Here is a 24,084-nt window from a genome sequence, read left to right as displayed (position 1 = left end):
CGGGAGGAGGCAGGGCGCGCCGAGCTCAGGCTCAGTGAACAGTGAAATAGTGGTCGGGATTGGCCTGGATGTCGTCGGCGTCGGCATTTACCAATGTGAGCGTATCGCCATGGCCGAGATCCACGACGACATTGCCGCCAACCTGCGTGACGCGCGAGGCCAGGTCTTCGGGCGAAGACACGTCGAGGCCATTGATGCCCTTCGATATCTGCAGCAGATCCTCGCCCGCGGTAAAGTCAAGAATGACGTCATTCCCGCCGCCGCCGTCGAAGACGAAGATGTCATGGCCGGCACCGCCAGCAAGGGTGTCGTTACCGTCCCCGCCGTCAATGATGTCGTGACCATCACCACCATAAAGTACGTCCTTGCCCTTGCCGCCGGACAAAAGGTCGCTTCCCTGTCCGCCGAACAGGATATCGCTTCCCTTGTCGCCGTAGAGAAGGTCATCACCCCAGCCGCCGACGAGGGTGTCGTCGCCGTTTTCACCGTTCAGCAAGTCGCTGCCTTCGCCGCCGAACAGGGAGTCATTTCCCTTTCCGCCGAACAGCAGGTCATCACCGTCATCACCGAACACGATGTCGTGCCCGTTGCCGCCGCTCACGAAATCATCGCCCCCATGGGCGCGAATGAAATCGCTGAAGCGGGAGCCGAACAGGGCGTCGTCGTATGCGCCGCCTTCCAATGTGGCCATCTGCCTCTCCTTTATCAGGTTTCTATGAACGCGTTTTCGGCGCAAGGGGCGACGATCGCGCGTCTGGACTGTGCATTGCAACAAAGAACAACGCAAGCATCTAAAGGAGAGAATGTGCTCAATCTTGGGAAATAAATTTCCCGATCTGGTTCTTAATGGTACATTATTTCGGCAATTACAAGTTTTATGAAGTAAAGTCCATCTATTTTATTTGCAAATAACTTCAAAAATTGAAACACTTTGCATAAGAAATCTCTCGATTTCGATTCCGCGTGCTAGTCTTCCCTGAAGGCGCGATTGAAACTCTCGACGGCGGGAGAGGTGAGGTAATCGATTGCAAGGCGTGACTTGTGGATAATCAACACCTCCGCGGGCATGCCGGGGTAGAGGCGGACATCGGGATTTGCCTTGAGCGATGCCGCGTCGAGTTTGGCGCGCGCGACGAAGAACGCGGTGTTTGACTTTTCATCTACGGACTGGTCTGCGGCGACATAAGTTATGGCGCCTTCCATTGGCAGGCGGGAGCGCTGATTATAGGCCGTCAACCGGATTTGCGTCCGGGAGCCGATGGCGATGCTGTCGATGTCACGAGGATTGACGCGCATCTCGATCAATAGGGGCTCATTTTCCGGAACGATCTCAAGCAACGGCTGACCGGGCGTGACCGCGCTGCCAGGGGTGCGCAGCCAGATGTCACTGATGATACCGTCCTGCGGAGAGCGGATCTCAAGGCGCCGCAGCACATCCTTCGAGGTGGTGATCTGCTCTTCGACATCCGCGAGCTCGACACGTGTCGTCGTGATTTCGCCCGCAATCGTCGACTGAAACTCGCTTTCGATTCCGATCATCGCGAGTTGCGCGCCAGCTCTGGCTTTTTCTGCCCGGGCCTTGTCGCCGACGAGTTCGCTCCGTTCCCGCGCAAGCTCGCTGAGCCGGGACTCGATCTCGATGAGTTGCGTGCGCGAAAAGGCACCCTTTTTCACCAATGTTGATATCGCCGTCCGCTGCTCGTCGATAAGGTTGATTTGCTGGTCCGTCGCCTGGATCTGGATGCCGAGTGACTTCGCTTGTTCGAGGTGCTCCTCGATGGTTTTTTTCTGGACCTCTATGCGCCCCCCCTGGGTCTCGCGCCGCTTCTCGAAAAATATCGTCTCGGCCATCACGGCGTCGTCGATCGCGGCGTCCCGGGCGTCGTCGAAATCCTGTGGAAAACTGATCCGGGGCGCGCCGGCCTGCTCGGCCTTCAGTCGCGCCAGTTTCGCGATAAGGCCAATGCGCCGAATCTGGAGCGACCGCAGGCCGGAACGGGCTCGCGTATCCTCCAACTCGATCAGGGGCTGCCCGGCAGCGACCTTGTCGCCCTCCTGAACGAGCAGCCGGCTCATCACGCCGCCTTCAAAATGGCTGATGGTCTTTCTCTTTGAATCGACGATGACCGTTCCGTTGGCGACCGTCGCGCTGCTGAGTTCGGTCGAAAACGCCCAGGCAAAGAATCCACCGAAGGACACCAGGATCGTGGCGATGCCCGCGATGACAAGACGGCGGAGCGGCGAGCGGGTATCAGGTTGGTCGAATTCCAAGCGCGAGGGGCCGACCGGCTGATCAAATGGCAGGCGGCGCTCGGTAAGAGCGGGGCGGACCGCAAGAGGCTTCTTCTCCGTCATTTCGCGGCCACCTCGCGGCGCGCCTCGCCCGGCATTGTCGCCGGAATCACGTCCGCTCGCGGCCCGAACTGTGTGACGCGGCCGTTTTCAAGCACGAGCAGCTTGTCGGCGACTTGCATGATGGCTGGCCTGTGAGCGATTATTATGACGATCGCGCCGTCGCCGCGAGCGTGCTGGATCGCGCGGATGAGGGCCTGCTCGCCAATGGCGTCGAGGTTTGCATTCGGCTCGTCGAGCACGATGAGGCGAGGCCTGTTGTAGAGGCAGCGGGCCAACGCTATGCGCTGCCGCTGCCCTCCGGAAAGGGTGAGGTGTCCGTCGCCGACGGGCGTGTCGTAACCGAGTTGTAGGCGTCCGATCATGTCGTGGATGTCGGCCAGTCGCGCCGCCTCCAGCACTTTATATGGATCGCTTTCGGCCATCCGCCCGATGTTCTCTCGAATCGTGCCTTCCAAAAGCGACACGGATTGCGGCAGATATCCGACCACTTGGCCGAACGAGCTGCGCTCCCAGAGATAGGTGTTGTTGCCGTCAAGGAAGACGCCGCCGGACGTGGGACGCAAGATTCCGACCAGCAGGCGCGCGAGGGTCGATTTGCCTGCCGCGGAAGGACCGACGACACCCAGGACTTCGCCCGGCGAGAGGGAGAAAGAAATGCCCTTTATGATTGGCACATCCAGGCCCGGGGCTGCGTAAACCAGCTTGTCGACCACGAGGTCGCCCGACGAATGCGGCGTGGGCATCGTTTGACGGATCGCAAGGTCCGCCTTGAGGGTTGCCTCAAGGCGACGCCAGCCCGCGATCGCCAGAACCCACTGCCGCCAATTGTCGATGATCGAATCGAAGGGTATCAGGAGGCGTCCCACAAGAATGCTCGATGCCATCATCGCGCCGGGCGTGATTGCCTGCTCCAGCACCAGAAACGCTCCGGCAGCCAGAGTGACGATCTGAATGGAGTAGCGCAGGCTGCGGGTGATGGACGACATCGCCTTGCTCCTGCTCCCACTCGTTTCAAAGGCGCCGAGGGCTTGCATTTGCAGGGTGCGCCAACGATTCGCCAGGGCCGGCAGCATACCCATAGCCTCGATGGCCTCGGCATGTCGCAGCGATGCGCCAATCTTTGACACGGCTTCGATATTTGTCTGGTTCGCTTCCTTGGTGAGTTGGCGGGTCAACATGTCCGTGACCAGGCCGCCGCAAAGCAGCATTGCCGCGGATACCGCTCCGATCAGGCCGAAAAGCGGATGCAAAATGAAAAGGGCGCCGAGGAAGATCGGGGACCAGGCCGCGTCGAGCGGCGCGGTCACCGCCGAAGAGGTCAAAAAGCTTCGCAAATCTGCGATGTCGCGAAGCGACTGGGTCGCCCGCGCCAATCCCTGGTCAACCGAGGCTTGAACGGCGGCGGTCAGGACTGGCATGTTTAAACGGCGCACGAGCGCGCCACCGATGACTTGGAAAGAGAGGGCGCGGATGAATTCCAGAACACCGAGCACCACAAGGGCGCCGATCGCCAAGATCGTGAGCATGACGAGCGTGTCCATACTCTGACTATTGAGCACCCTGTCATGAACTTGCAGCATAAAGAGGGGCATCGTGAGTTGTAGCAAATTGAGACACACGCTGAGCGCAGCCGCATACAGTAACCCGGCGAGGAATACACGCTTTGCTTGCGATATCAGCAATCCCGGGTTGGTTTGATCTTTGCCTCCCAAAATTTGGCTCTTGCTTCTTGTCTCATTTTGAACAGTATCACGCATGGCAATTTGCCTTGAGTTAACGTTAGAGCCATCTTCTGGAGGGCAGAAGCGGTTATAACTGGTCGGAAGTGTAGTATTGCTTTTGCCAATCTGGCACAGAAGGGAGGGCTTGTGCAAGCTCGGGGTAATCCGGCGTGATGGGGATATTTGAAGATTACTTCAACTTTTGAAGTATTTTTCCGAAATGGAGCGTGAAGTGAAAGAAAATAATGTGCTCAGTCCGTCCAATCTGAATGATGATCTGGGGACTCGAAATAAGGGGCAGGCAGCACATGCAGACCCCGGCTATCCTCAGGATGCCGAGTTTGGTGACCTCCGGCAGATTACATATTTCGAGCTTGCGCGCCTCATGGAGCGGGCAAGCCGACGGTTTTCGGGCCTCATTCGGGCGGAGCTGACGAAACTTCGTGTCGATGACGTCGGGCCGGCACAGGCGATGATTCTGCTGGCAATCGGCGACTCGGAGCTCTCGGTGGCCGAACTGCTGGATCGCGGGCATTATGTTGGTTCCAATGTTTCCTACTATCTGAAGCAGCTTGCCGACGGCGATTACATTGACCGCGTGGCCTCCCAGCGCGACAAGCGGTCCGCACGCATCAAGCTGACAGAAAAGGGGCGGCAACTGAGGGCAAGTCTCCGCGACGCGGCCATGACTTATGAGCGCGCGGTAAACCGTGGCGACCAGGACCAGCGGATGCTCGAGACGGCTTTCCAGACACTGCACCAGCTCGAACTGGCCTGGGGCACGGCTTCACGGTACGGCGTCTAAGCGGTGGGCCCGGCAATGGCGGACTAGGCGCGATGCACGTGGCGTTTGTACACCGGCGGGGCTTCGGCCAATTCGCGGCCTTGGCCGCCCAGCTCGCGCAGGCCGGAAATGAGGTAAGCCTCATCACCGAAACCATAGATCAGAAGATCCCGGCAGTTCGCGTCGTTCGACATCGAGCGGAATCCGGCCCGCGCGCAAATCCACACATGGCCCGGCACATGGGTACTCCCGATCATCACGCGCGTATAGGCCATCGCGTCGCCGAAACGTTCGATGCGATGGCGCGGCAGGGGCTGGTGCCCGACATTGTCGTCGGGCACATCGGCTGGGGCAGCATGATGTTCTTGAAGGACGTACTGCCGCGGGTGCCCGCGTTGGGATATTGCGAGTTCTTCTACCGGTCGGAAGGGGCGGACATAGGGTTCGCCCCCGACGATCAACCCGATCTGGAGACGCGCAAAAGGCTGCGGCTGCGCAACATCGCGCAGCTCTTGTCCCTTGAGGCCATTGAGGCCGGCATCAGCCCCACCCATTGGCAGAGAAGTCTTTACCCCGCCGACGCCCAGGGGCGCATTTCGGTGTGTCACGAGGGCATCGATACGGCGCGGTTTCGACCTGACCCGACAACGTCGGTCAAGCTTTCGGACGGACGTGTACTCAGGGCTGGTGGTCCTCCAATTGTCACCTTTGTGGCGCGCGACCTTGAGCCATACCGCGGATTCCCGCAGGTGCTGGAGGCTGCCGCGAAGGTTGTGCGGCAACGTCCCGATGCGTTGTTCGTCTTTGTCGGCGGAGATGGCACGAGCTATGGCGTGCCGCCGCCCGGCGGCGGGGCGTGGAAGGACCACCTCTTGGAATCTCTGGACATACCGCGGGAAAATATCGTCTTTCCCGGCGTGGTGCCGCATTCAGTTTTGCGGCAGCTTTTCCAGATCTCGGCCGCGCACCTTTACCTGACCTATCCGTTCGTTTTGTCTTGGTCGGTGTTGGAGGCAATGGCGTGCGGTGCGCTGATCATTGGATCAGATACCGCGCCTGTGCGGGAGGTTATCCGAACCGGCCGCAACGGCCTGTTGGTGCCATTCTTCGACGCGGATGCACTCGCCGAAGCCATTCTCGATGCCCTGAGGAGCCCGGAGCACCATGTCGGGATGCGTGCCGCGGCGCGCCGGACAGTCGAGCGTCGCTTCAGACTGAGGGACTGCCTGGATCGCCAACAAAATATCCTTGAAAGAATGAGTGGGAAATCGCTTATCCGCGAAGGAGCGGTAAAATGACAATTTATTACTTCAATTTTTAAAGTATATATGAAATATTGGTTCCTGTTTTTATTTGATTTTTCTTATTGTGCGTTGCAATAATAGTTGCTAGGTTCTCCTGGGGTGATGCCGGATTATTTGAACTAACAGAAGAGGCGATGCGTGCAAGATACGATATCTTCCAGCATAGGGCGGCGAATAGCGGCAAAAAAACTGGTGGCGGCTTCGGACCGGGACCGGTCGTGCTTCGAGGGAAGCGATATAGAGCATCTGGTCACCTACCTCGAAATGGATGGGCGCCCTCAGGCGACCCTGCAGAACGCCTTTCCGTTAATCGCCATCGCCTTTTCCGATGAGGGCGAGGTGGATCTGCAAGAGCGCCTGGCGCTGCTGGGGTCGCTGGGTACTGTGCCCGCAGTTCCCCTTCAGCGGCTTGATCCCGCCAACAAGTCAGACAGCCTTGCGCTTCTGCGAACGCTGGCGGAGGGCGGCGTGGGCCGGCTCGCCCGATACAGCACATCGATCACCTCGGAGCTGTCAATTCTGCGGCGGGAACGCGAGACGCTGCTGGAAAACTACCGGGCTCTTGAAGATGCGTTCCAGGCGCGAAGCTGGGAGCCGGTTTCAGAGGCATTTTCCCACGATCCCTATGCGGACCCAAAGGATGAAGGGATCGGTCAACTGCTCGCCAACGCCTTTGTCGAACAACTGCTGCCGGTGTCCAGCCTCGGCGTGGTGGGACTCGCGCTTCACCTGCATTCCGTACCGAAAGCCAGTGGAGAGCTCGTCGTTGGATTAAGATATCTTGAAAGCGGGGAGGGCGTGGCCGAGTGGATCGTGCCCTACGCGCAACTCGTCCCCAATTGGAACTTCTTCTCCTTGCCGCGGGCCTGCGGCGGCGCCGCACGGACACTTCGGCTGCGCATATCCGCGACCGGACCCGAGACCGTCGGCCTCTCGCTTGGCTATCCGATCGCCGGCGAGCGCTATTCGGCCCGGTCGGAACTTCCCCATCCGGATCTCGACCTGCGCCCGCTGGCGTTCAAGGTATTCACGGGACTGCCCGGGGTGAAGCCCGCCAGCACACCCAACATGATTGCGCTGAGTAGCCTGCTCGAGGGGCAGTACATCGTCGATTATCGCCTGGCGGTCGACACGTTGAGCCAGATCGCGGACGTTTCCGTCACGCCCATCGTCCCGGAATTCCAGACGGTGCGCTTCCTCGAGCATGAGCATGCCATCGTCTGCCATCCGTTGGCGAGCGGTATCTCGGCGGGCGCGGTCAGTCGCGCTGTCGAGCCCGGAACGATATCCTTCTCGGCAAGTGCCGTTATCGATCATCCGAAAGGTGAGCCGGCGGCGGTCAGCTTCCTGCTTGCCCCGGCGAATTCGAATGCGCGTTCCGAAGTGGCCGAGCTTGCGCGAAAGGGCACGGCCAAGCCATCGGCATTCTTCAGCGGGTGGCGCGAAGTCACCGCAAATCAGGTCGTCAACATCAACATCCAGCTGGACGAGCCTGTGCGCGGCCCGATGGATCTGATGGTCCTCAGCCGCGCAGTCACGGATTCGGTCGATTTCTCCTGGCTCAAGGTGTCCGGCTTCAGGCTGGTCAAGCAATCGACGGAGGCCGCCGATGTCCGGTAACCGGGAGCTCGCTGACCTCGTCGCAGTGGCCATGCCCCTCTACGGTCACGCAGCACTCGCGCTTGAGGCGATCGAGTCCGTACTTGCCTCGAATGATAGCGGCTGCCGCCTCGTCATTGTCATCTCGGTCGACGGCGATCCACGGCACGAGACGTTCGATCAACTGTTGCTCTACGCCGCGGCCCATCCTTCCGTCCATGTTGTGTTCGGCCAGAATGCGGGGCCGGGCGGAGCACGCAATCGCGCTATCGAATTCGTCCTCGAGCGCTTTCCCGAGGCAAAGGCCGTCTATTTCCTCGATGCTGACAATCGCGTTCTTCCCGGCACAATCGAGACGCTTTACCGGCAACTCCTCTCCAGTGGTTGCGGGTGGGTCTACACCAATATCGATACATTTTCGGTAAGCTGGCGCGCCCACTACGGCAACCGCTATTCGCGGCTGGCCCACTGCATCACCGATAATATCTGCGATACGGGCTCGATGATCTCGATCGATGTTTTTCAGGAAGGCGTCCGCTTCAACGACGATAGGCAGAACGGCTTTGAGGATTGGGAGTTCTGGCTGTCCTGCATCGAGCATGGTTTCGTCGGCACGCCCTGCCACGACACGGTCTTCGAATACAGGCTGAGGGCCGAGAGCCGCTTCAAGGAGGCGAACCGAGACCGCGCCACGTCGGTAAGCTTCCTGCGCAAGCGCCATATGCCGCTGTTCCAGCGCCCGATGCTGGTCGATTTCGAGCATGAGGAGTGCCCGCGCTACCTGTTTGCGCGAACGGAAGATACGGCAATCTCCTTCTTCACCGATCCCACCAAGCCACCGACGATGCTTCGCCTCGACGACATTATCCCGGCGTTCTGGGCCAACATCGGCGAGCCCGACAATGAGCATTTCCCGCCGTTCCTGGTGGCAGGAAGCGGTGCGGCGCTCGACCTGCTCCGGCGTTCGCGCATGCTGCCGAACGTTCTTGCCCACCTTGAGCGCCTGAGCGAAAACAGCAACGTCGTCTTCGTCCAACTCGCCAACGATGCCGCACAGCGCAGGATCGAGCCGATCGCTCATGGGGCGGGCGGACAAAAAATCGGCCCGACAGACCTCATTTTCCTTTCGACCCGGCTCGTCCAGGACGTGGTCCAGAACAATGCGGTGGACTGGTTTGCTTCGATCGGCAGCCAGCAGGTATGGCCGACATTGACCGTTCTGAAGGTGCGCTTCCCTTTTCCAAGGAGCCTTCCGCGCCGCTCTCTCATTACGCCTCAGCAGGTGATGATCAATTGCGTCAATGCGATTGCCACCAGTCCCCTGCGCGAGACGGCGGGCAGGCGGTGGACCTGGCGTCCGGCACGGCTCGTGCCCTACGCCGAACTGCACAAGGCGCTGCGCAAGGAGGTCGGGGGATCACCGGTCCTGCCGCTCGGGCACAGCGACGGCAAACGGACCGTTGCGCTGCTCGTGCCGAACGCCTCGTTCGGAGGGGCCGAGAAAGTCGTCTATGCGGCCGCCCGAGAATTGAAGGCGGCAGGCTACGAAACCCATCTCTTCGTACTCGGCACGTCCCGGATGGACGTGATCGATGAATTCGATTCCAGCTTCGACTACATTCACTTCTGGGACGAGGGAGTTCCTGCCTGGGGAGGGTCGGGTTCCTTCCTGGGGCAGGACTTTATTGCCGAGGGGCATTCGGTCGACTGGGAGGCGCTGAAGGGACAGCTTTCCGGTTTCGACCTGGTCATCAACAACCACGTGATGGCCGCCCATCCCCTCATCGCGCGACTGCGCTCCGAAGGCACGCGTACCGCCTGCTATCTTCATGTTGTCGACAACACGGCTTTCAAGAGGCCTGCCGGCCAACCCTTCGCGGCGATTGCCCACGAGCATTGCTACGATGCCTTCCTCACATGCTCCGAACAGCTCAAGATCTATCTGCACAGCTACGGTGTCCCGCACGAGAAAGTCTTCGCCGTGGCGAATGGCGCGAGCTTCTCCGTGCCACCCAAGGTCCTTGCCGAGGTTCTGGCGGTCAGACGGATCGAGCGCAAGGACGACCGACTGAGGCTTCTCTACATGGGACGGCTCGATCAGCAGAAGGGGATCGATCGGCTGGCGGCGGCGCTCGCGGAACTGCGGGCCTCCAACGTCCCCTTCGACGCCCGGGCCATCGGAGGGGAAATCCTCGCCGATTCCAGCGTCTCCTGGAGCGAGCGACTGAAGGACCTGGGCGTCGACGTGCGCCCGCCCGTCTTCGCCAGCAAGGATCTGATCAGGGCCCTGGGATGGGCCGACGTTCTCGTCATGCCCTCGCGCTGGGAGGGCGCGCCGTTGATGATCGCCGAGGCGCAGCAGCTTGGCTGCGTGCCCATCGCAACCGCGGTCGGCGCCGTAGACGAGCTCATTTCCAACGGCGAGGACGGTATACTTATCGACGCCGCTTCCGATCCTCAGGTCGTAAGGGAAATGGCTCGTATCATCGGAGATGTTGCGCGCAATCGCGAGAGGCTCGCTCCACTTATGGAGGGCTGCATCAGGACCGCCGCACGCCGGTCATGGGCTTCCTCCTTCTCGGAGTTCATCTCCTGGAGCGATCGATCCGTGAAGAATTCGTCACTGTCGCGCGCCGCGGTCTTTCGCGAGCAGGCGGCGGCAAATCCCGTGGTCGCGGCGATCGGCTGATGCCGGCCCGCTTCTCTGAAACAGAAAGGTTAGTCGAATGCGTCCACGAATTCTCGTGACGGGTATTCCTGGTCACTACACGCGCCTTGCCAATGGCGCCCAGGGCTTGTCCGTCTCCTATGCGGAGCGGCAGAAGCAGCCGGAAACGAAAGAGGAGTTTCTGCAGGAACTGCGCAACATCAGCAACACCGGCAACTACCTTATCGGTGAGGGTGCCCTGCGTGCGCTCGCGCCGCATGCGAAGCAGGTTCCCTTCTGGCATCTCTACAATTTGAGCAAAAGCGGCAGCGGGTTCGATGAGTTCAACGCCAACTTCGACATCTGTGTCTTCACCTGCGCCAACCTGTTGCGCAAGGGGCTTTCCGCAGACGCCGAGGCGGAGGTCCTGAGCCGGCTGAACATGCCTATCGTCATGCTGGGCATCGGCCTGCAAAACCGCAGGGACCTGGAGAACAATCTTCCGGACGGAACCAAGCGGCTCCTGGCCGTCTTGAAAGAGCGTGAGCACTACTTCCTGACGCGCGGCTATGAGTCGGCCGGCTTCCTGAAGGACCAGGGCTTCTCCTTCGTGCGCCCGACCGGTTGCCCTTCGGTCTATTTCATGCCGGACAACATGCGCCGGTCCATGAAGAGGCTGTCGAGCGTGAAGATTGGCAAGGCGCGGACGATCTTTTCAGGCTACCTCGGCGGCAACCAGGATGCGATCCTCGACGCGAATGCGCTTGCCCCGCAGGACACTGCGCCGCAATACGTGGTGCAGGACGAGTTCCTCCACTTCGATATGAAGGTGGAGCCCCAGGATGAGGGGCGCGTCTATGATTCAGCCTCAGGCCTGATGATCGGCGATCTTGCCTATCCCGGCACGGAACGGGAGAAGCAGCGGTTTGAGGTTCGCACCTTCTTTGACACCAACCAGTGGCGCGCCTGGGCTTCGTCGATGGACTTCAACCTTGGCCGACGTTTCCACGGATCGATCATCGCCATGCAGGCGGCCGTGCCGAGCCTCATGGTGGCCGTGGACGACCGCATGCGCGAGATGCTCGGCTTCACCGGGCTGCCCGCCGTCGACGTCACCGAGATCGACAAGGCGGAGAACCGCGCCGAGTTCGTCGCCGATCATCTGGCAAAACTCAACACGACCGAACTTGTCGACCGGTATTCCGACCGCGAACGCGCCTTCCGCACGACGCTTCGTGAAATTGGCATCGCGAATTAACGGCCCGAAGGCCTCCATTTATCGGTTCAGAGGATAGTTATGCGTATTTTGCTAACGGGAATTCCGTCTTATCTGCAGAGAACGATTGCTCAGGTTTCAGGCACGACTGTCGTCCATCGGCCTTATTTTGACGAAGCCAGCACCAAGAAGGACCTGATATCCCAGGTCAGGCGGATCGCCAATACCGGCAACTACCTGATCGGCGAGGGCGCGGCCGAAAGCCTGCGCGGCCATGACGTCACCTATCTCCCCTTCTGGCACCTCGCCAACAACCGCGGATCGGAAGACCTCTACGAGCGCGTCAACCGCGAGTTCGATATTTGCGTTTTTGCCTCCGCCAACCTTTTGCGACCCGGCTACTCCGCGGACCTGGAAGCCGAAATCTTCGCCAAGCTGAAGATGCCGGTCGTGGTGATGGGCATCGGCATCCAGCGCAAGGAGGGTCTCAAGGAGCTGCTGCCGGCCGGTACGCTCCAGTTCCTGGATGTCTTGAGGAAAAAGGAGAGCTTCTTCCTTACCCGCGGCTATTTCACTGCCGAGTTTCTCAGGGAACAGGGCATGAAGTTCGTCAAGCCCACGGGCTGCCCGTCGCTCTATTTCGCCCCCAACGAGATGAAGCGGTCACTTTCCGCGCTTGCCAATCCGGGATTGGCAGAAGCCCAGAAGATCGCTTTCGGCGGCTATCTCGGCAGTGTTGCCGATACGATCGTCGACGCGCATGCTTTGCTTAAACCCGACAGTGTCGCGAGCTATGTGGTCCAGGACGAGGTGGTTGCCTACAACCTCTCTCTGACCGGCGACGACAATGACATTGTCTATGACCGGGCGAGCGGACGCATCACTGGCGCGACCGAATACAAACATTCGGAAAAATGGCAGCGGAAATCCGAGCTGCTGGTCTATTTCGACACCAATCAGTGGCGGGGCGCGATGTCCTCACGCGATCTCTGCTTCGGCCGCCGTTTCCACGGCTGCATCATCGGTATGCAGGCCGGCACACCCGCGCTGATGATCGCGGTCGACGACCGGATGCGGGAAATGCTGGAGTTCATCGGCTTCCCCTATATGGAAGCGGCGACCTGGAACCGGGAGACGGACAAGCGCGCATATCTGTCGAATTTCCTCGCCAAGATAGACACGCAAGCCGTGATCGATCGCTATTCCGCATGCGAGGCGAATTTCCGAACTGCTCTGGGGCAGATTGGACTTTGAGAGGATGAAAGCGGTGGCGCGAACCCGCGCGCGCCTCGCTTGCGCGATGGCAGCGCTCTGGGCCTTTGCCCCGGCGCCGCCGGCGGATGCAGACGAAGTGTTCCCCGATCGCGTCGGCATTAACCGGGTAAACCTCGCCTGGATTTCCCGCGCCGATCAAGAGCGCGTGCTGAAGGAAATTGCGGCAAGCGGCATCACCCATGTCCGGCTTTCGCTGTCGAGACCGGTTGAAAAGAGCATCGAAGCGCTGGAAATGGCGGACCGACTGGGGCTGAAAATCCTTCTCGAGATCCAGCTCGGCAACAAGGATTACTATCCGGCGGAGGTGCGGCCTCGCGCCGGCTTCGGCCGCATCTGGGATGTCCGGCGGCTTTCGGATCTTGACCCCGATCTTTACCGCACGCACCTGCGGTCGGTGCTTCGCCGCATTGACGGCATGGGCATCCGTATCGACGCCGTCGAGCCGGGAAACGAAATCAACTACAGCGCCTACAATGGCGACCTGGTCGTATACGAAAAACCTGGGCGGCCGACACCGCGCAGCGTTTCGGAAGTCGCAAATCGCCCGGCCTTCGAGCGCGGGCTCGACGCATATGTCGCCGCCGTCCGGATCACCCGAGAGCAACTGCGGTCGACGGTGCATAGCCGCGGCGCGCTTCTGGTTTCTGCCGGACTTTCCGATGTGGGCATCGGCGAGGCAGACCGTCGCGGCATGGAGCGGCTCGAACCTGGCGAGTTCATTTCACTCCTGCGCAAGCGTGGGATCAATGCGCTTGTCGATGGCTACGGCATTCATGTCTACCCGGGGCGCAAAGACGACGCGGCGCTTGGACGCTACGTGACCACGCTTCTCGGCTTTTGCCGGCCTGAAGGGGAAGGCAAGCCGTGCTGGGTGACCGAATGGGGCATTGCCAATCCCAAGCTTTCCTGTCCGGTCGATGACCGCGACAGGGAGGCGGCTGTCCGTACCGTGCGCCGCAGCTTTACGGAGCTGATGGAGAAGGGAAGGCTGAAAGCGGCCTTCTATTATGACTGGGACACCCAACCGGCCTACAGCGTCTGGCGTTGCGGCGCCTTGAGCCCGGCCGGTATTGCGGCCACCGAACCGGTGAGATGACCGATGTGATCTGTCCCATGCTGTGTTCTCGCTCCGAGCGCGGCCGACCGGGAAGGGCAATCAGATCCTGTGCCGCAGAGCAGGCCCGAAAGCCTCCCTGTCACGAAAACAGCTCCCGGAATAGCAGGGGGCCAGCCTCTTCCTCCGCAAGGGCGGCGTGGTTGGCTGCCTCGCGCAGTGCCTGAAAGTCGGCCTGGTCTCCGACCCTGGTACCGCCAAGCCGCACCGTCACCGATATATGGCGCTCTTGCCCGGCTGTGAAGGTGGTCTCGTCTATACGCGCGCGGATGCGCTCGCAGATGTCTCTGGCGTCTTCCGTTGTTGTGCCTGGCAGATAGATCCCGAGTTCGTCGGTGGCAAGGCGAGCGACGAGATCACCATAGCGCACGCAAGAATGTACGATCCGAACGATGGATTGGAGCAGCGTATCTGCCCATTGCGGGCCATAGCGACGACCGATCTCATCGAAATTGCCGACCCTGAGAACGAGCATGACGCCATCCGGGCTTTCAGCGGTGGTCGGGCGCCTGCGATCTATCGCATGCTCGACCGAGGTCGCAAATGCGTTGGCGCGCAGTGTGCCCGTGACGGGGTCATGCCGCAGCGCATGCTGAAGTTCTTTTTGGGTCTCACGAAGCGCTTCGTTGCGCAGACAAAGCGCAAATTGAAGCGGAAAGCTAAAAGCTGCCGTGATCGACGCCACGGCGGTCAATTCTGCCCAAAGCGGACGGTCGGGAACAAGCAGGCTTGTTACGCAAACGGCTGCGCTCGCCCCAACGGCGCAGGCAAGCGCCCCGAGCGCGGCCATCTTGATATGGGGGACGATTGCGGCGTGGCGAAATTGCAGAGTCATCGGTAAACGGAGCTTTTGCACGGGTCGCTATCTTTGAGGCATCTGTGACAATTTCAGGTGAAAAAATCCGATGGCATTTTAGCAATGGTCCACGCAAAACTTGACCTTCACGCCCACCAGATTGCGGGCCTGCGAGAACCAGGGCATGCGATCAAAGATCTCGAACGGCCGCCAGCCCTTGGTCGGCTCGACGCAGACAAAAACGAGTGTCCGATGCTCATCAGCGGGAAGGGGCCGCCGATCTGATGCATGACGTCACGCTCGGCGCCGCGCGGCTCTGCAGAAGGTATCGGTGGGGACGAGGCTGCCTGGAAACGACTTGTTGGAATGCGTCATCAGGAGCCGGTCGCGGTTCGCGCAGGTGTGTGCGGGGATGCCGTTTCCTCGCAATTGGAACAATACGGCGCACCGCGGATTGAATTCGAACCAACAAGGAGGAAGGCCCATGTCAATCCCCGTCAATCCAGGCCCCGATATCCCGAGTCCCATCCCACCTGTCCCACCGCTCGGGCAGCCGGATCCGAGCCCTGACGAACCTGAGCCGGGCCCCCTGCCAGACGACACTCCTGAGCCTGGCCCCGATCTACCAACTATTCGAAAACTGCGTCGGTTGTAGGAAGAACCAGGTGGGTCGGCGAGTATGTGAGGTCATGGCGAACCGCGACTTGGGGCATTAGAGGTTAACCGGTGCGCATGATTTGGGCGAGGCGTTCTGGCGGGAGACTTCCGCTGGTGTTTTGTAGCCGAGGCATTTGCGTGAGCGTCATGCGCCCGGCGGTCACCCTCGACAAAACCTCGATCCGCTGCAGATCGCGCTCGCTCATCGCAATCGATCCCATCCGCAATCTCCCAGGTCATCAAAACCCGGGGAGAGTGACATTCCAACTTTGCAGGATCAGGACACTTCAACTTTGCGGCTACACTCGCTCATCGCATAAGATAGCTTATGGAACTCCGGCAAGGTCCGAGTGGAGCTTGCTTGCCGATATCACCGCGCCGGTGTCGATCGCAAGCTGCGCACAGCTGTCGCGGATTCAACTCGCCCCACCCAGTTCTTCCGCCCGCTCGCGTTTGGCGCAGACCTCGTCATCCATTCGCTGACCAATGTTGCTCGCCCAACTTCCAGAAATTCGGACATCTGCAACTTTCGATCGGTCTGGAGGACGCCGCGGTGCGGGCCTTGATCGTATCGGGAATCCTCATGATGAAGCTCGCCAGCACGTGATCTGCCTCGGGCAGCAGATTGAGCAAACTGCACTGCTCTTTGGTCGATCTGTCTGGTTCCTGCAGAGCAATCCGCATCCCATGCTTAGCCTCATGGACTTCACTGGAGGATCTTATGACCGTTTACAATATCGCTCTCATCGGGTTTGGCGGCGTCAATCGTGCCCTGGCAGAACTCATTGCCGCGAAGAGCCAGCTCTGGGAGCGCGAGCTCGGCTTCCGCCTGAATATCGTCGCAGTGAGCGACCTCTATCTTGGCTCGGTTGTTTCTCCGAACGGGCTTGATGCCAAGACCCTGATAGAGGCGAAGTTCGAAAAGGGTGGCTTTGGACAGCTTTCCGGCGGAAATGCTGAAGCCGACAACGAAACCATCATCAAGATGGCACCTGCGGACATTATCGTCGAAGCAACCTTCACCAATCCCACGGACGGCGAACCCGCCGTCTCGCATTGCCGCTGGGCGCTTGAGACCGGCAAGCACGTTGTCACCACCAACAAAGGCCCCGTTGCCATCGCTGCCCAAGCGCTTAAGGCACTCGCGACAGCCAACGGCGTGCGCTTCGAGTACGAGGGCGCCGTGATGAGCGGCACGCCTGTTATTCGCATGGCGCAGAAGACGCTTGCCGGCGCCGAGTTGAAGGGTTTCGAAGGGATCCTCAACGGCACGTCCAACTTCGTCCTCGGTCGCATGGAAAGCGGTCTGGATTTCGCTTCCGCCGTGAAGGAAGCCCAAGAACTCGGCTATGCCGAGGCCGACCCGACTGCGGACGTGGAAGGTTTCGACGTTCGCTTGAAGGTCGTTATCCTTGCAAACGAGCTGCTTGGCGCAAAACTTAAGCCGGAAGACGTTACCTGCAAGGGCATTTCCGGTCTGTCACTCTCCGACATCGAGCAAGCCGCCAAGGCAGGCAGCCGCTGGAAGCTGGTTGGATCGGCTGTCCGCAATGACGACGGCAGCGTGACCGGCAGTGTTGCACCGAGGCGGCTTGGCCTCGATCATCCCCTCGCAGGCGTCAACGGTGCCACCAATGCAGTATCGCTCGACACGGAACTTCTCGGCGCCGTGACAATCACCGGACCTGGCGCCGGTCGCATCGAGACCGCCTACGCTCTTCTTTCCGACATTGTTGCCATTCATTCGGCCGGTGCCCCGGTCATCGCCGCGGAGGCTGCATGATGCACAATCTTGCACTCACCCAAACGACGGAACCTGACGAAATTGCCGTTAGAAGCCCGTTCGACGGCACGCTGGTTGGAACGGTCGTGGAAACCTGTGCCGCCGGCGTGAACGGGCTGCTGGAGCGGGCAAGACGCGGGGCACAGATTGCCAGGACGCTGCCGCGTCACATGCGGGCGGCGATCCTTGAAAAGGCCGCTGCTGCCATAGAAACCGGCCGCGAGGACTTCGCGCTCCTCATCGTCAAAGAGGCGGGCAAGACGATTAGGCAGGCCCGCAAAGAGACAACCCGGTGCGTCAATACGCTGAAGCTCTCCGCCGGCGAGGCCAAACGCAATGCCGGCGAAGTCATCCCGTTCGATGCTTACGCAGGCTCGGAGTCTCGCCAGGGGTGGTACACGAGAGAACCGCTCGGCATCATTGCCGCCATCACGCCCTACAACGATCCGCTCAACCTTGTTGCCCACAAGCTTGGCCCGGCAGTTGCCGGCGGCAATGCTGTGCTTTTGAAGCCGTCCGAGCTCACCCCTCTCTCTGCCATCAAGCTCGTCGAGGTCCTGGTCGCAAGCGGCCTGCCCGAGGAAATCATAACGGTTGCAATTGGGGGCGCTGAGCTCGGAAAGGCTCTGGTTGCAGCAAGAGACGTTCGCATGATCTCCTTTACCGGTGGATTTGCCACTGGCGAGGCGATTGCCAAAACCGCGGGCCTCAAGAAACTTGCCATGGACCTTGGCGGCAATGCGCCGGTCATCGTCATGGAAAACTGCAACTTCGATGCAGCTGTCGAGGCTTGCCTATCCGGAGCCTACTGGGCGGCCGGCCAAAATTGCATTGGTACGCAGCGAATTCTGATCCAGCGGCCTATCTATGAGCAATTCAAGACACGGTTCGTCGCAGAGACCAGGGCGCTCCGGACCGGCAATCCCATGGATGAAGACACCGATGTCGGCCCGATGATCTCCGAAAAGGCGGTCGTCCGGGCGGTCGCGATGGTCGAACGGGCGCTTGCCGCCGGTGCGACATTGCTTTGCGGCCACAAGCCGACCGGCAATCTCTATCCGCCGACGGTCCTCGAGAATGTTCCAACGTCCTGTGACATCTGGGGCGAGGAAGTGTTCGCGCCGATCGTCATTCTTCAGCCCTTCGATCGACTGGCGGATGCCATCGATCTGGCAAACAGCCCCGAATACAGCCTTCACGCCGGCGTTTTTACCAATGACCTGGAAGGGGCACTCGAAGCAGCAAGCAAGATCGAGGCGGGTGGCGTCATGATCAACGACTCCTCCGACTACCGGTTCGATGCAATGCCGTTTGGCGGCTTCAAGTATGGAAGCATGGGCCGCGAGGGGGTCCGGTTTGCCTATGAGGACATGACCCAGCCGAAGGTCGTGTGTATCAACCGCCTGAAGCCTTGACGACATGATGAGTTCGCGCTGCGCGATCGCATCAAATGGCAAGATAGAGGAAGGTTCTCTTCGGTCTGGTTCGCTGCGGAACGACGGGGAAAGTCACGCGATGGAACCGGTCATCGTCTTGAATATCCTGCTGTCGATGCGCACGCGGACCAGGGGCATGGTGATCTTGAAGGAACGCTGCATGGATGGTATCGAAGTCAACGTGGATTCGTTGCTCGACCAGCCCGTTGCTCTCGCCACGCCGTTGGCGTCGCTCGCCGGACACAGCAAAGCATCCAACCTTTCCAAAAAGACGGTGTTGGAGAAGAGGAACTTCCGCGACGTCCTCGAAGAGGAAAATGTTCTGACTGAAGCTCAAAGCAAGCAGATTTTTAGAGACGCCGCCGAGTTTGCGAATGTCTCAAACAGTGCGTGCGGTCGAGCGGAGGGGAAGATGGCCGTTTTTACTGAAATATCCGACGAGGACCGAAACTCGGTTGCCGCCGAAACGGCGCAGCAGGCGGAGTGCCGTCCGGCATGAAATACCTTCTCGACCGCGTCGATGAACAAATCCTCTGCGCCCTTAAGGCCAACGCGCGGGCTTCTCACGCCGAGCTGTCAGGTAAGGTCAACCTGTCGCGGAATGCTGTTCGGGTTCGGATAGAACGGCTTGAACGCGAAGGCTTCATCAAGGGATACACGATCGTTACCGGCGATGGCGGCGATCGGGGTCCGCTTACCACCGCATTGATGTTCGTCTACCGCCATGATCGCATGAGGGGTGGCGAAGTCATTCAGGCTTTGCGGGCAATCCCGGAGGTCGTCGCCTGTGACGTGATGACCGGCGATTTTGATCTGCTGGTGCGGGTTGAATCTCCTCAAGCCGATCGCATTCGCCAGATTTGGCAATCGATATCGGAACTGCCCGGCGTGAGGGATACGCTCACCGCATTTGCGCTCTCCTCTGTTATTCGCAAGTGAGCGGTCGGGTTCGAACTCAGCCTGCTTGGACAGCAAAACTGTGGAACACGACGGACGGCGATCAGACCCCGTCGCGCTGGGTGCGCAGATTGACGACAACACGCCGGTTCTGCACCTTGCACGAGCGATCTTCGCAGTCGCGGACTTCGCGGTCCATGCCGTAACCCTTGGCCCACATGCGCCCGGCATCTACGCCCTTTGACGCGAGATACGCCATCGCCGCATCGGCGCGCTTCTGCGACAGCGTCTGCATCGTGGACGCAGAACCGGAATCGTCGGCAAACCCCTGCAGTTTGACCAGCCAATTGGGGTTGCTGTTGAGCCAAGCGGCCTGGTTATCCAGTGTTGCCTTGGCGACGGAGTCCAGCGCGGCCGAATCCTGCGCGAAGTAGATCCGCCGGCCGACATTGAGGATAAAGTCTTCTTCGCTGCCAAGCTTGACGTTCTCGAAACCGGGCGCGGGATCGTTGGTCTGACCGGTCATCGGCACAGCAGCAGGTTCTTCCACGGAGGCGATATGGGTAGTGGTGCAGGCGGTGAGCGCTAAGAGCATGGCCGCGGCGACCAGGCGCGCCGCATATCCGATCGTGACAGGCATCAGGGGGATATTCGTCATTCGACCGGGATTGCTTGGCTAACCTGAGTGGCTTTTTCAGCCTGGTCGGCAATATGCGGCAGGACCTGCACGGCGGTGCCGATAGGGCAACGCTGATAGAGATCGATGGCGTCCTCGTTGAACATGCGGATACACCCGCTCGAGGCGTCCTTGCCGATGCTGCCCGGCTCCAGCGTGCCGTGGAAGCGATAGCCGGTATCGACGCCGTCGCGATGCAGGTACATGGCGCGCGGGCCAAGCGGATTCTTTGGTGATCCTCCGTCGACGAACTCAGGCAGTTCGGGATGGCGCTTGCGCATCTCCGGCGGCGGCGTCCAGCGCGGCCACAGCGATTTTGCGTCGATCGTCGCACGGCCGAACCATTTGAAGCCTTCCTTGCCGACTCCGACGCCGTAGCGGATGGCCGTCTTGTTCTCCATGATCAGGTAGAGAAAATGGTGCCGTGTATCGACCACGACGGTGCCGATCGGCTCGCTGCTGAAATATTTGACAACCTGGCGGCGCCATTGCTTATCAATCCTGGCGAAATTGGTCTTCCTGAACGTCACGCCATTGTCGACGGCCGTGCCGTCAAAATAGGACGCCGCCGCTGCGAATGCCGGTTTGCTGACCGCGCCGGCGCCAAGTAACGCGACGCCGCCAAATACAATATCCCTGCGTGTCCCCACCATCGGCAATATCCCCTCACAAGCCAAGCAGCAACACGCACTAAATCACAATTTTCATTTGCTACAACAGAAATAAATATTTCAAGAGCCAAGTTTTACCCATGGAAATATGATCAGCAGTCCAATTGGTCGATCCTCGGGTCGGCGCCCTAAGCGGAAAGTGGTTCACCTGTTCGTTCGTTGCGGAACCGGGCTATGACGTACTCCCGGGCCCTGGCCCTTTACCGGAGAGGCTGCGACAATAATGCGTCTGGATCTATTGGATGTATTAATGTATGCATCGTGCATGCATTCAATAGATAGGGAGAGTACCGTTATGACAGGTGAATATCCACCACTGCCCCCTGCCCGAACCGGCATGCGCGGCCTGTGCCCCCGCTGCGGGCAAGGGCATCTTTTTGAAGGCTTCCTGACTCTAAAACCGAGTTGCGAGGCATGCGGCCTCGACTATGCGTTTGCCGACCCGGCCGATGGCCCTGCCTTTTTCGTGATCTGCTTTACCTGCGTCCCCGCGATTGCTCTAGCGTGCTGGATCGAGGTCACCTATGAACCGTCGCTCTGGGTGCATCTGTTCACGTCTTTCCCGCTCCTGATGCTGGCATGCCTCCTGCCCCTGCGGCCCTTGAAGGGCTGGCTTGTGAACAGTCAGTATTTCTACAAGGCAGAGGAGGGAAAGATCGACTGGGACTATGTCAGACCCGCAGCCACAAGCGCCACAGTGGAGCAGCCAGCGGTCGCACCGCTGCATTCCACCGACCAGACTCAATTTCCGATCACGTCGAAATCGGGGCTTGCGGCTTGACCGTTAGAAGAAAGTGCCTGCCATTTCCGGCGAACCCTCTAGCGCATGGCCCATGAACTCCAGCGCGCCCTTGAGGGTCTCGCGGCGGATCGGACCTCCGAGACACACGCGCACCGCTTCCTCGGCCGGACCGTCGACGGTAAAAGCATCACTTGCGACAACGCCGATGCCGGACGCGCGCATCTGGGTGCCGAACGTCGCGCGTGTCCATCCGTTCGTCAGAGGAAGCCATATGTTGAAACTGATCGGATCGCTCCTGTAGCTTTTCGGCGGCAGCACTTCGGCTACAAGGGCCTGGCGCGCGGCCGCCTCGGTCCGGATGAAACGGAGAATGCTGTCGGCCGTGCCGTCCTCGATCCAGCGCGTTGCAAGAGCAGCCGAAATTGGCGAGGCCATGACATTCGCGGCGCGCATGGCGCTCACGAAAGGCCACGCCGCCCGGGTGTCGGGCACGACGACATACGCAAGCCGCAGGCCGGCACCGATGCATTTCGCCAATCCGCCGATGTGCCAGGTGAGATCCGGCGCCATCGCGGCAAGCGGCGCCGGACCGTGGAGGGGTATAAACCCGTAAGCGTCATCCTCGACAATCGGAACATGATATTTGCGTGCCACGGCGCAGATTTCCTCCCGCCGCTTCTCCGGTATGGTGAGGGTCATCGGGTTCTGCAGCGTGGGATTGAGATACAGCGCCTTTGGCTTGGCTGCCTTGCAGACATCGGCAAAAGCCGCGGGAATAATCCCCTCCTCGTCCATCGGCAGACCGGTCAGATTGAGGCGGAGCTGGGCCGCAATTGACCGCATTCCGGGATATGTGATGTTTTCCGAGAGCACCATTTCGCCCGGCTTTGCCAGAAGCCCGAAAATTGCCAGAAGTGCGGGATGGGCGCCTGGCGTCACGAAGGTGCGCTCCTGGGAGGGAACCAGGCCTCGACGGCTGAGCCAGGAGGCCGCCGCTTCCTTGTCCATCCCGGCGCCGCCGAACCCCTGATATCGCAGAAGCGGGATCATATTGGCGGCGACAGCCGAGAGCCCTTCCTGCATGCGCGCCAGAAGATCGGGATCCTCCGGCTCCGGCGGCATGTTCATGGAAAAATCCACGACGGATGTGCGTGCGGGATCCGCGGCGGCACTGGAGACGAAGCCGCGCCGCTCTCTTTCCGTCCCGCCGATGACGAAGGTTCCGCGTCCGACGTGGGTCGCGACAAGGCCGCGTTTCTGGGCCTCGACATAACCGCGCGCAACGGTAGTGAAATCGATCGCCAGCCGCTTCGCAAGTTCTCTCTGCGGCGGCAATCTGTCGCCCACCAGCAGCTTTCCGCTTTTTAGATCCATCTCTATGACGTCGGCGATCGCCATATAGCGGGGACCGTTGCTGCGGGAGAGGTCGGGAAGCCAGGTTTTCATGAAAACTCATCGATGTTGAACATTGACTGTATATTGTTGCTTTCCGCGGCTGTCACGCAAAAAGCACCTTATCCGATTGCGGTTAGACTGCGGAAGTGCGTGCGCCCTTCTGCTGGCGGGACCGTGACCGCCGCCGAAGTGGCAAAGAATGTGGTAAAGTTCTCAGACCGGAGATCGAACATTATCTTTCGGGATGACGGTTCCGCGATCAAGGTGACGCCTCGCAAATCAAGGAGCGACCGGTGGAGAAGGACACATCTGCCACGGCCCTGCAGGCGCGAGACCTCATCAAGATCTACCGGATGGGTACGGTGGACGTTCACGCCTTGCGTGGCGTCGACGTCGATCTGCGCGAAGGCGAGCTCGTCGTCCTGTTGGGTCCGTCGGGAAGCGGCAAATCGACCTTGCTCAACATCCTTGGCGGTCTCGACAGGCCGACCAGCGGCAGTGTCATGTTTCGCGATCGCGAAATCGATATGAACAACGAGCGCACGCTCAATCTCTACCGCCGCAACCACGTTGGCTTCGTATTCCAATTCTACAATCTCATTCCCAGCCTGACTGCGCGAGAAAACGTCGCCCTCGTGACCGAGATCGCCAGGGATCCCATGCCGCCGTCCCGGGCGCTGGCCATGGTCGGTCTCGGCGACAGGCTGGATCACTTCCCCGCGCAGCTTTCCGGCGGCGAGCAGCAACGGGTCGCCATCGCCCGCGCGATCGCGAAGCGCCCCGACCTTCTGCTTTGCGACGAGCCGACGGGCGCGCTCGACAGCAAGACCGGAGTTCTTGTCCTCGACGCGATCCTGCGGATCAACCGGGAACTTGGCACGACGACCGCGCTCATCACTCATAACGCAGTCATTGCCGAAATTGCCAATCGCGTGCTCTACTTCGCCGACGGGCGGATCGTCGAAACACGGCTCAATTCCGGTCAGCGCGCCCCCTCCGAACTGGCTTGGTGACGG

The 24,084-nt window shown here is 60.2% G+C and carries 19 protein-coding genes and 1 pseudogene; 13 read left to right on the top strand and 7 right to left on the bottom strand.

All coding sequences use genetic code 11. The annotated features are described in order from the left end of the window. Positions 1-31 precede the first annotated feature (31 nt). The 3 genes from JNB71_RS13500 to JNB71_RS13490 all read right to left on the bottom strand — a co-directional run bounded on the left by JNB71_RS13500 (position 32) and on the right by JNB71_RS13490 (position 4,112). Entirely contained in the window at positions 32-691 is a 660-nt protein-coding gene (locus tag JNB71_RS13500; protein WP_220372333.1) for a calcium-binding protein, read from the bottom strand. A 275-nt stretch (positions 692-966) separates the two neighbouring features. Then, positions 967-2,355: an HlyD family type I secretion periplasmic adaptor subunit gene (locus tag JNB71_RS13495; protein WP_220372332.1), complete on the bottom strand. Its 1,389-nt coding sequence runs from the start codon at positions 2,353-2,355 to the stop codon at positions 967-969. Beyond that, positions 2,352-4,112 (bottom strand): type I secretion system permease/ATPase, encoded by a 1,761-nt coding sequence (locus tag JNB71_RS13490; protein ID WP_220372331.1) that lies wholly within the window; start codon positions 4,110-4,112, stop codon positions 2,352-2,354. Before JNB71_RS13490 ends, JNB71_RS13495 begins: the two co-directional genes overlap by 4 nt. 166 nt (positions 4,113-4,278) lie before the next feature. Here JNB71_RS13490 and JNB71_RS13485 point away from each other — a divergent pair, with 166 nt between their 5' ends. The 7 genes from JNB71_RS13485 (at position 4,279) to JNB71_RS13455 (ending at position 13,997) form a co-directional block, all read left to right on the top strand. After that, positions 4,279-4,881, top strand: coding sequence for a MarR family transcriptional regulator (locus JNB71_RS13485; protein ID WP_223215849.1), 603 nt, complete (start codon positions 4,279-4,281; stop codon positions 4,879-4,881). Between the two features lie 32 nt (positions 4,882-4,913). Next, positions 4,914-6,158 carry a glycosyltransferase family 4 protein gene (locus tag JNB71_RS13480; RefSeq protein WP_220372330.1) on the top strand — a complete coding sequence of 415 codons (1,245 nt, stop codon included), beginning with the start codon at positions 4,914-4,916 and terminating at the stop codon, positions 6,156-6,158. Positions 6,159-6,302: 144 nt separating this feature from the next. Next, the gene (locus tag JNB71_RS13475; RefSeq protein ID WP_346657266.1) at positions 6,303-7,784 is read left to right on the top strand and encodes a DUF6212 domain-containing protein; all 1,482 of its coding nucleotides are present in this window, start codon (positions 6,303-6,305) and stop codon (positions 7,782-7,784) included. Continuing rightward, entirely contained in the window at positions 7,774-10,452 is a 2,679-nt protein-coding gene (locus JNB71_RS13470; RefSeq protein ID WP_220372329.1) for a glycosyltransferase, read from the top strand. The genes JNB71_RS13475 and JNB71_RS13470 overlap by 11 nt, the downstream gene beginning before the upstream one ends. Positions 10,453-10,489: 37 nt before the next feature. After that, positions 10,490-11,668: a polysaccharide pyruvyl transferase family protein gene (locus JNB71_RS13465; protein WP_220372328.1), complete on the top strand. Its 1,179-nt coding sequence runs from the start codon at positions 10,490-10,492 to the stop codon at positions 11,666-11,668. Between the two features lie 39 nt (positions 11,669-11,707). After that, positions 11,708-12,880: a polysaccharide pyruvyl transferase family protein gene (locus JNB71_RS13460; protein WP_220372327.1), complete on the top strand. Its 1,173-nt coding sequence runs from the start codon at positions 11,708-11,710 to the stop codon at positions 12,878-12,880. A gap of 46 nt (positions 12,881-12,926) precedes the next feature. After that, entirely contained in the window at positions 12,927-13,997 is a 1,071-nt protein-coding gene (locus JNB71_RS13455) for a glycoside hydrolase (protein ID WP_220372916.1), read from the top strand. 100 nt (positions 13,998-14,097) lie between these two features. On the opposite strand, the gene JNB71_RS13450 is transcribed toward JNB71_RS13455, so the two are convergent. Next, entirely contained in the window at positions 14,098-14,850 is a 753-nt protein-coding gene (locus tag JNB71_RS13450; RefSeq protein WP_220372326.1) for a GGDEF domain-containing protein, read from the bottom strand. Positions 14,851-16,189: 1,339 nt separating this feature from the next. Here JNB71_RS13450 and JNB71_RS13445 point away from each other — a divergent pair. The 4 genes from JNB71_RS13445 to JNB71_RS13430 all read left to right on the top strand — a co-directional run bounded on the left by JNB71_RS13445 (position 16,190) and on the right by JNB71_RS13430 (position 19,626). After that, positions 16,190-17,251: a homoserine dehydrogenase gene (locus JNB71_RS13445; RefSeq protein WP_220372325.1), complete on the top strand. Its 1,062-nt coding sequence runs from the start codon at positions 16,190-16,192 to the stop codon at positions 17,249-17,251. Beyond that, positions 17,248-18,666: an aldehyde dehydrogenase family protein gene (locus tag JNB71_RS13440; RefSeq protein WP_220372324.1), complete on the top strand. Its 1,419-nt coding sequence runs from the start codon at positions 17,248-17,250 to the stop codon at positions 18,664-18,666. Before JNB71_RS13445 ends, JNB71_RS13440 begins: the two co-directional genes overlap by 4 nt. 100 nt (positions 18,667-18,766) lie before the next feature. Then, positions 18,767-19,186: a hypothetical protein gene (locus JNB71_RS13435; protein ID WP_220372323.1), complete on the top strand. Its 420-nt coding sequence runs from the start codon at positions 18,767-18,769 to the stop codon at positions 19,184-19,186. After that, positions 19,183-19,626: an Lrp/AsnC family transcriptional regulator gene (locus tag JNB71_RS13430; RefSeq protein WP_220372322.1), complete on the top strand. Its 444-nt coding sequence runs from the start codon at positions 19,183-19,185 to the stop codon at positions 19,624-19,626. Before JNB71_RS13435 ends, JNB71_RS13430 begins: the two co-directional genes overlap by 4 nt. 61 nt (positions 19,627-19,687) lie before the next feature. On the opposite strand, the gene JNB71_RS13425 is transcribed toward JNB71_RS13430, so the two are convergent. Further along, a complete protein-coding gene (locus JNB71_RS13425; protein ID WP_220372321.1) occupies positions 19,688-20,224 on the bottom strand; it encodes an OmpA family protein in 537 nt (178 codons plus the stop codon). Between the two features lie 14 nt (positions 20,225-20,238). Continuing rightward, positions 20,239-20,913, bottom strand: a complete 675-nt coding sequence (locus tag JNB71_RS13420) for a L,D-transpeptidase (RefSeq protein ID WP_220372320.1) — start codon at positions 20,911-20,913, stop codon at positions 20,239-20,241. 313 nt (positions 20,914-21,226) lie between these two features. Here JNB71_RS13420 and JNB71_RS13415 point away from each other — a divergent pair. Beyond that, positions 21,227-21,589: pseudogene (locus JNB71_RS13415) on the top strand (DUF983 domain-containing protein); the annotation flags it as partial. Between the two features lie 126 nt (positions 21,590-21,715). Here JNB71_RS13415 and JNB71_RS13410 read toward each other — a convergent pair. After that, positions 21,716-23,119 carry a PLP-dependent aminotransferase family protein gene (locus JNB71_RS13410; protein ID WP_220372318.1) on the bottom strand — a complete coding sequence of 468 codons (1,404 nt, stop codon included), beginning with the start codon at positions 23,117-23,119 and terminating at the stop codon, positions 21,716-21,718. 242 nt (positions 23,120-23,361) lie between these two features. On the opposite strand from JNB71_RS13410, the gene JNB71_RS13405 reads away from it, so the two are divergent. Continuing rightward, the gene (locus tag JNB71_RS13405; RefSeq protein ID WP_220372317.1) at positions 23,362-24,081 is read left to right on the top strand and encodes an ABC transporter ATP-binding protein; all 720 of its coding nucleotides are present in this window, start codon (positions 23,362-23,364) and stop codon (positions 24,079-24,081) included. The last annotated feature ends 3 nt before the right edge of the window (positions 24,082-24,084 follow it).

Source organism: Rhizobium herbae (genome assembly GCF_019511375.1).
Lineage (GTDB): Bacteria > Pseudomonadota > Alphaproteobacteria > Rhizobiales > Rhizobiaceae > Pararhizobium > Pararhizobium herbae_A.
Note: the sequence above shows the minus strand (reverse complement) of the source record. Positions and strands in the feature narration are given on the sequence as shown.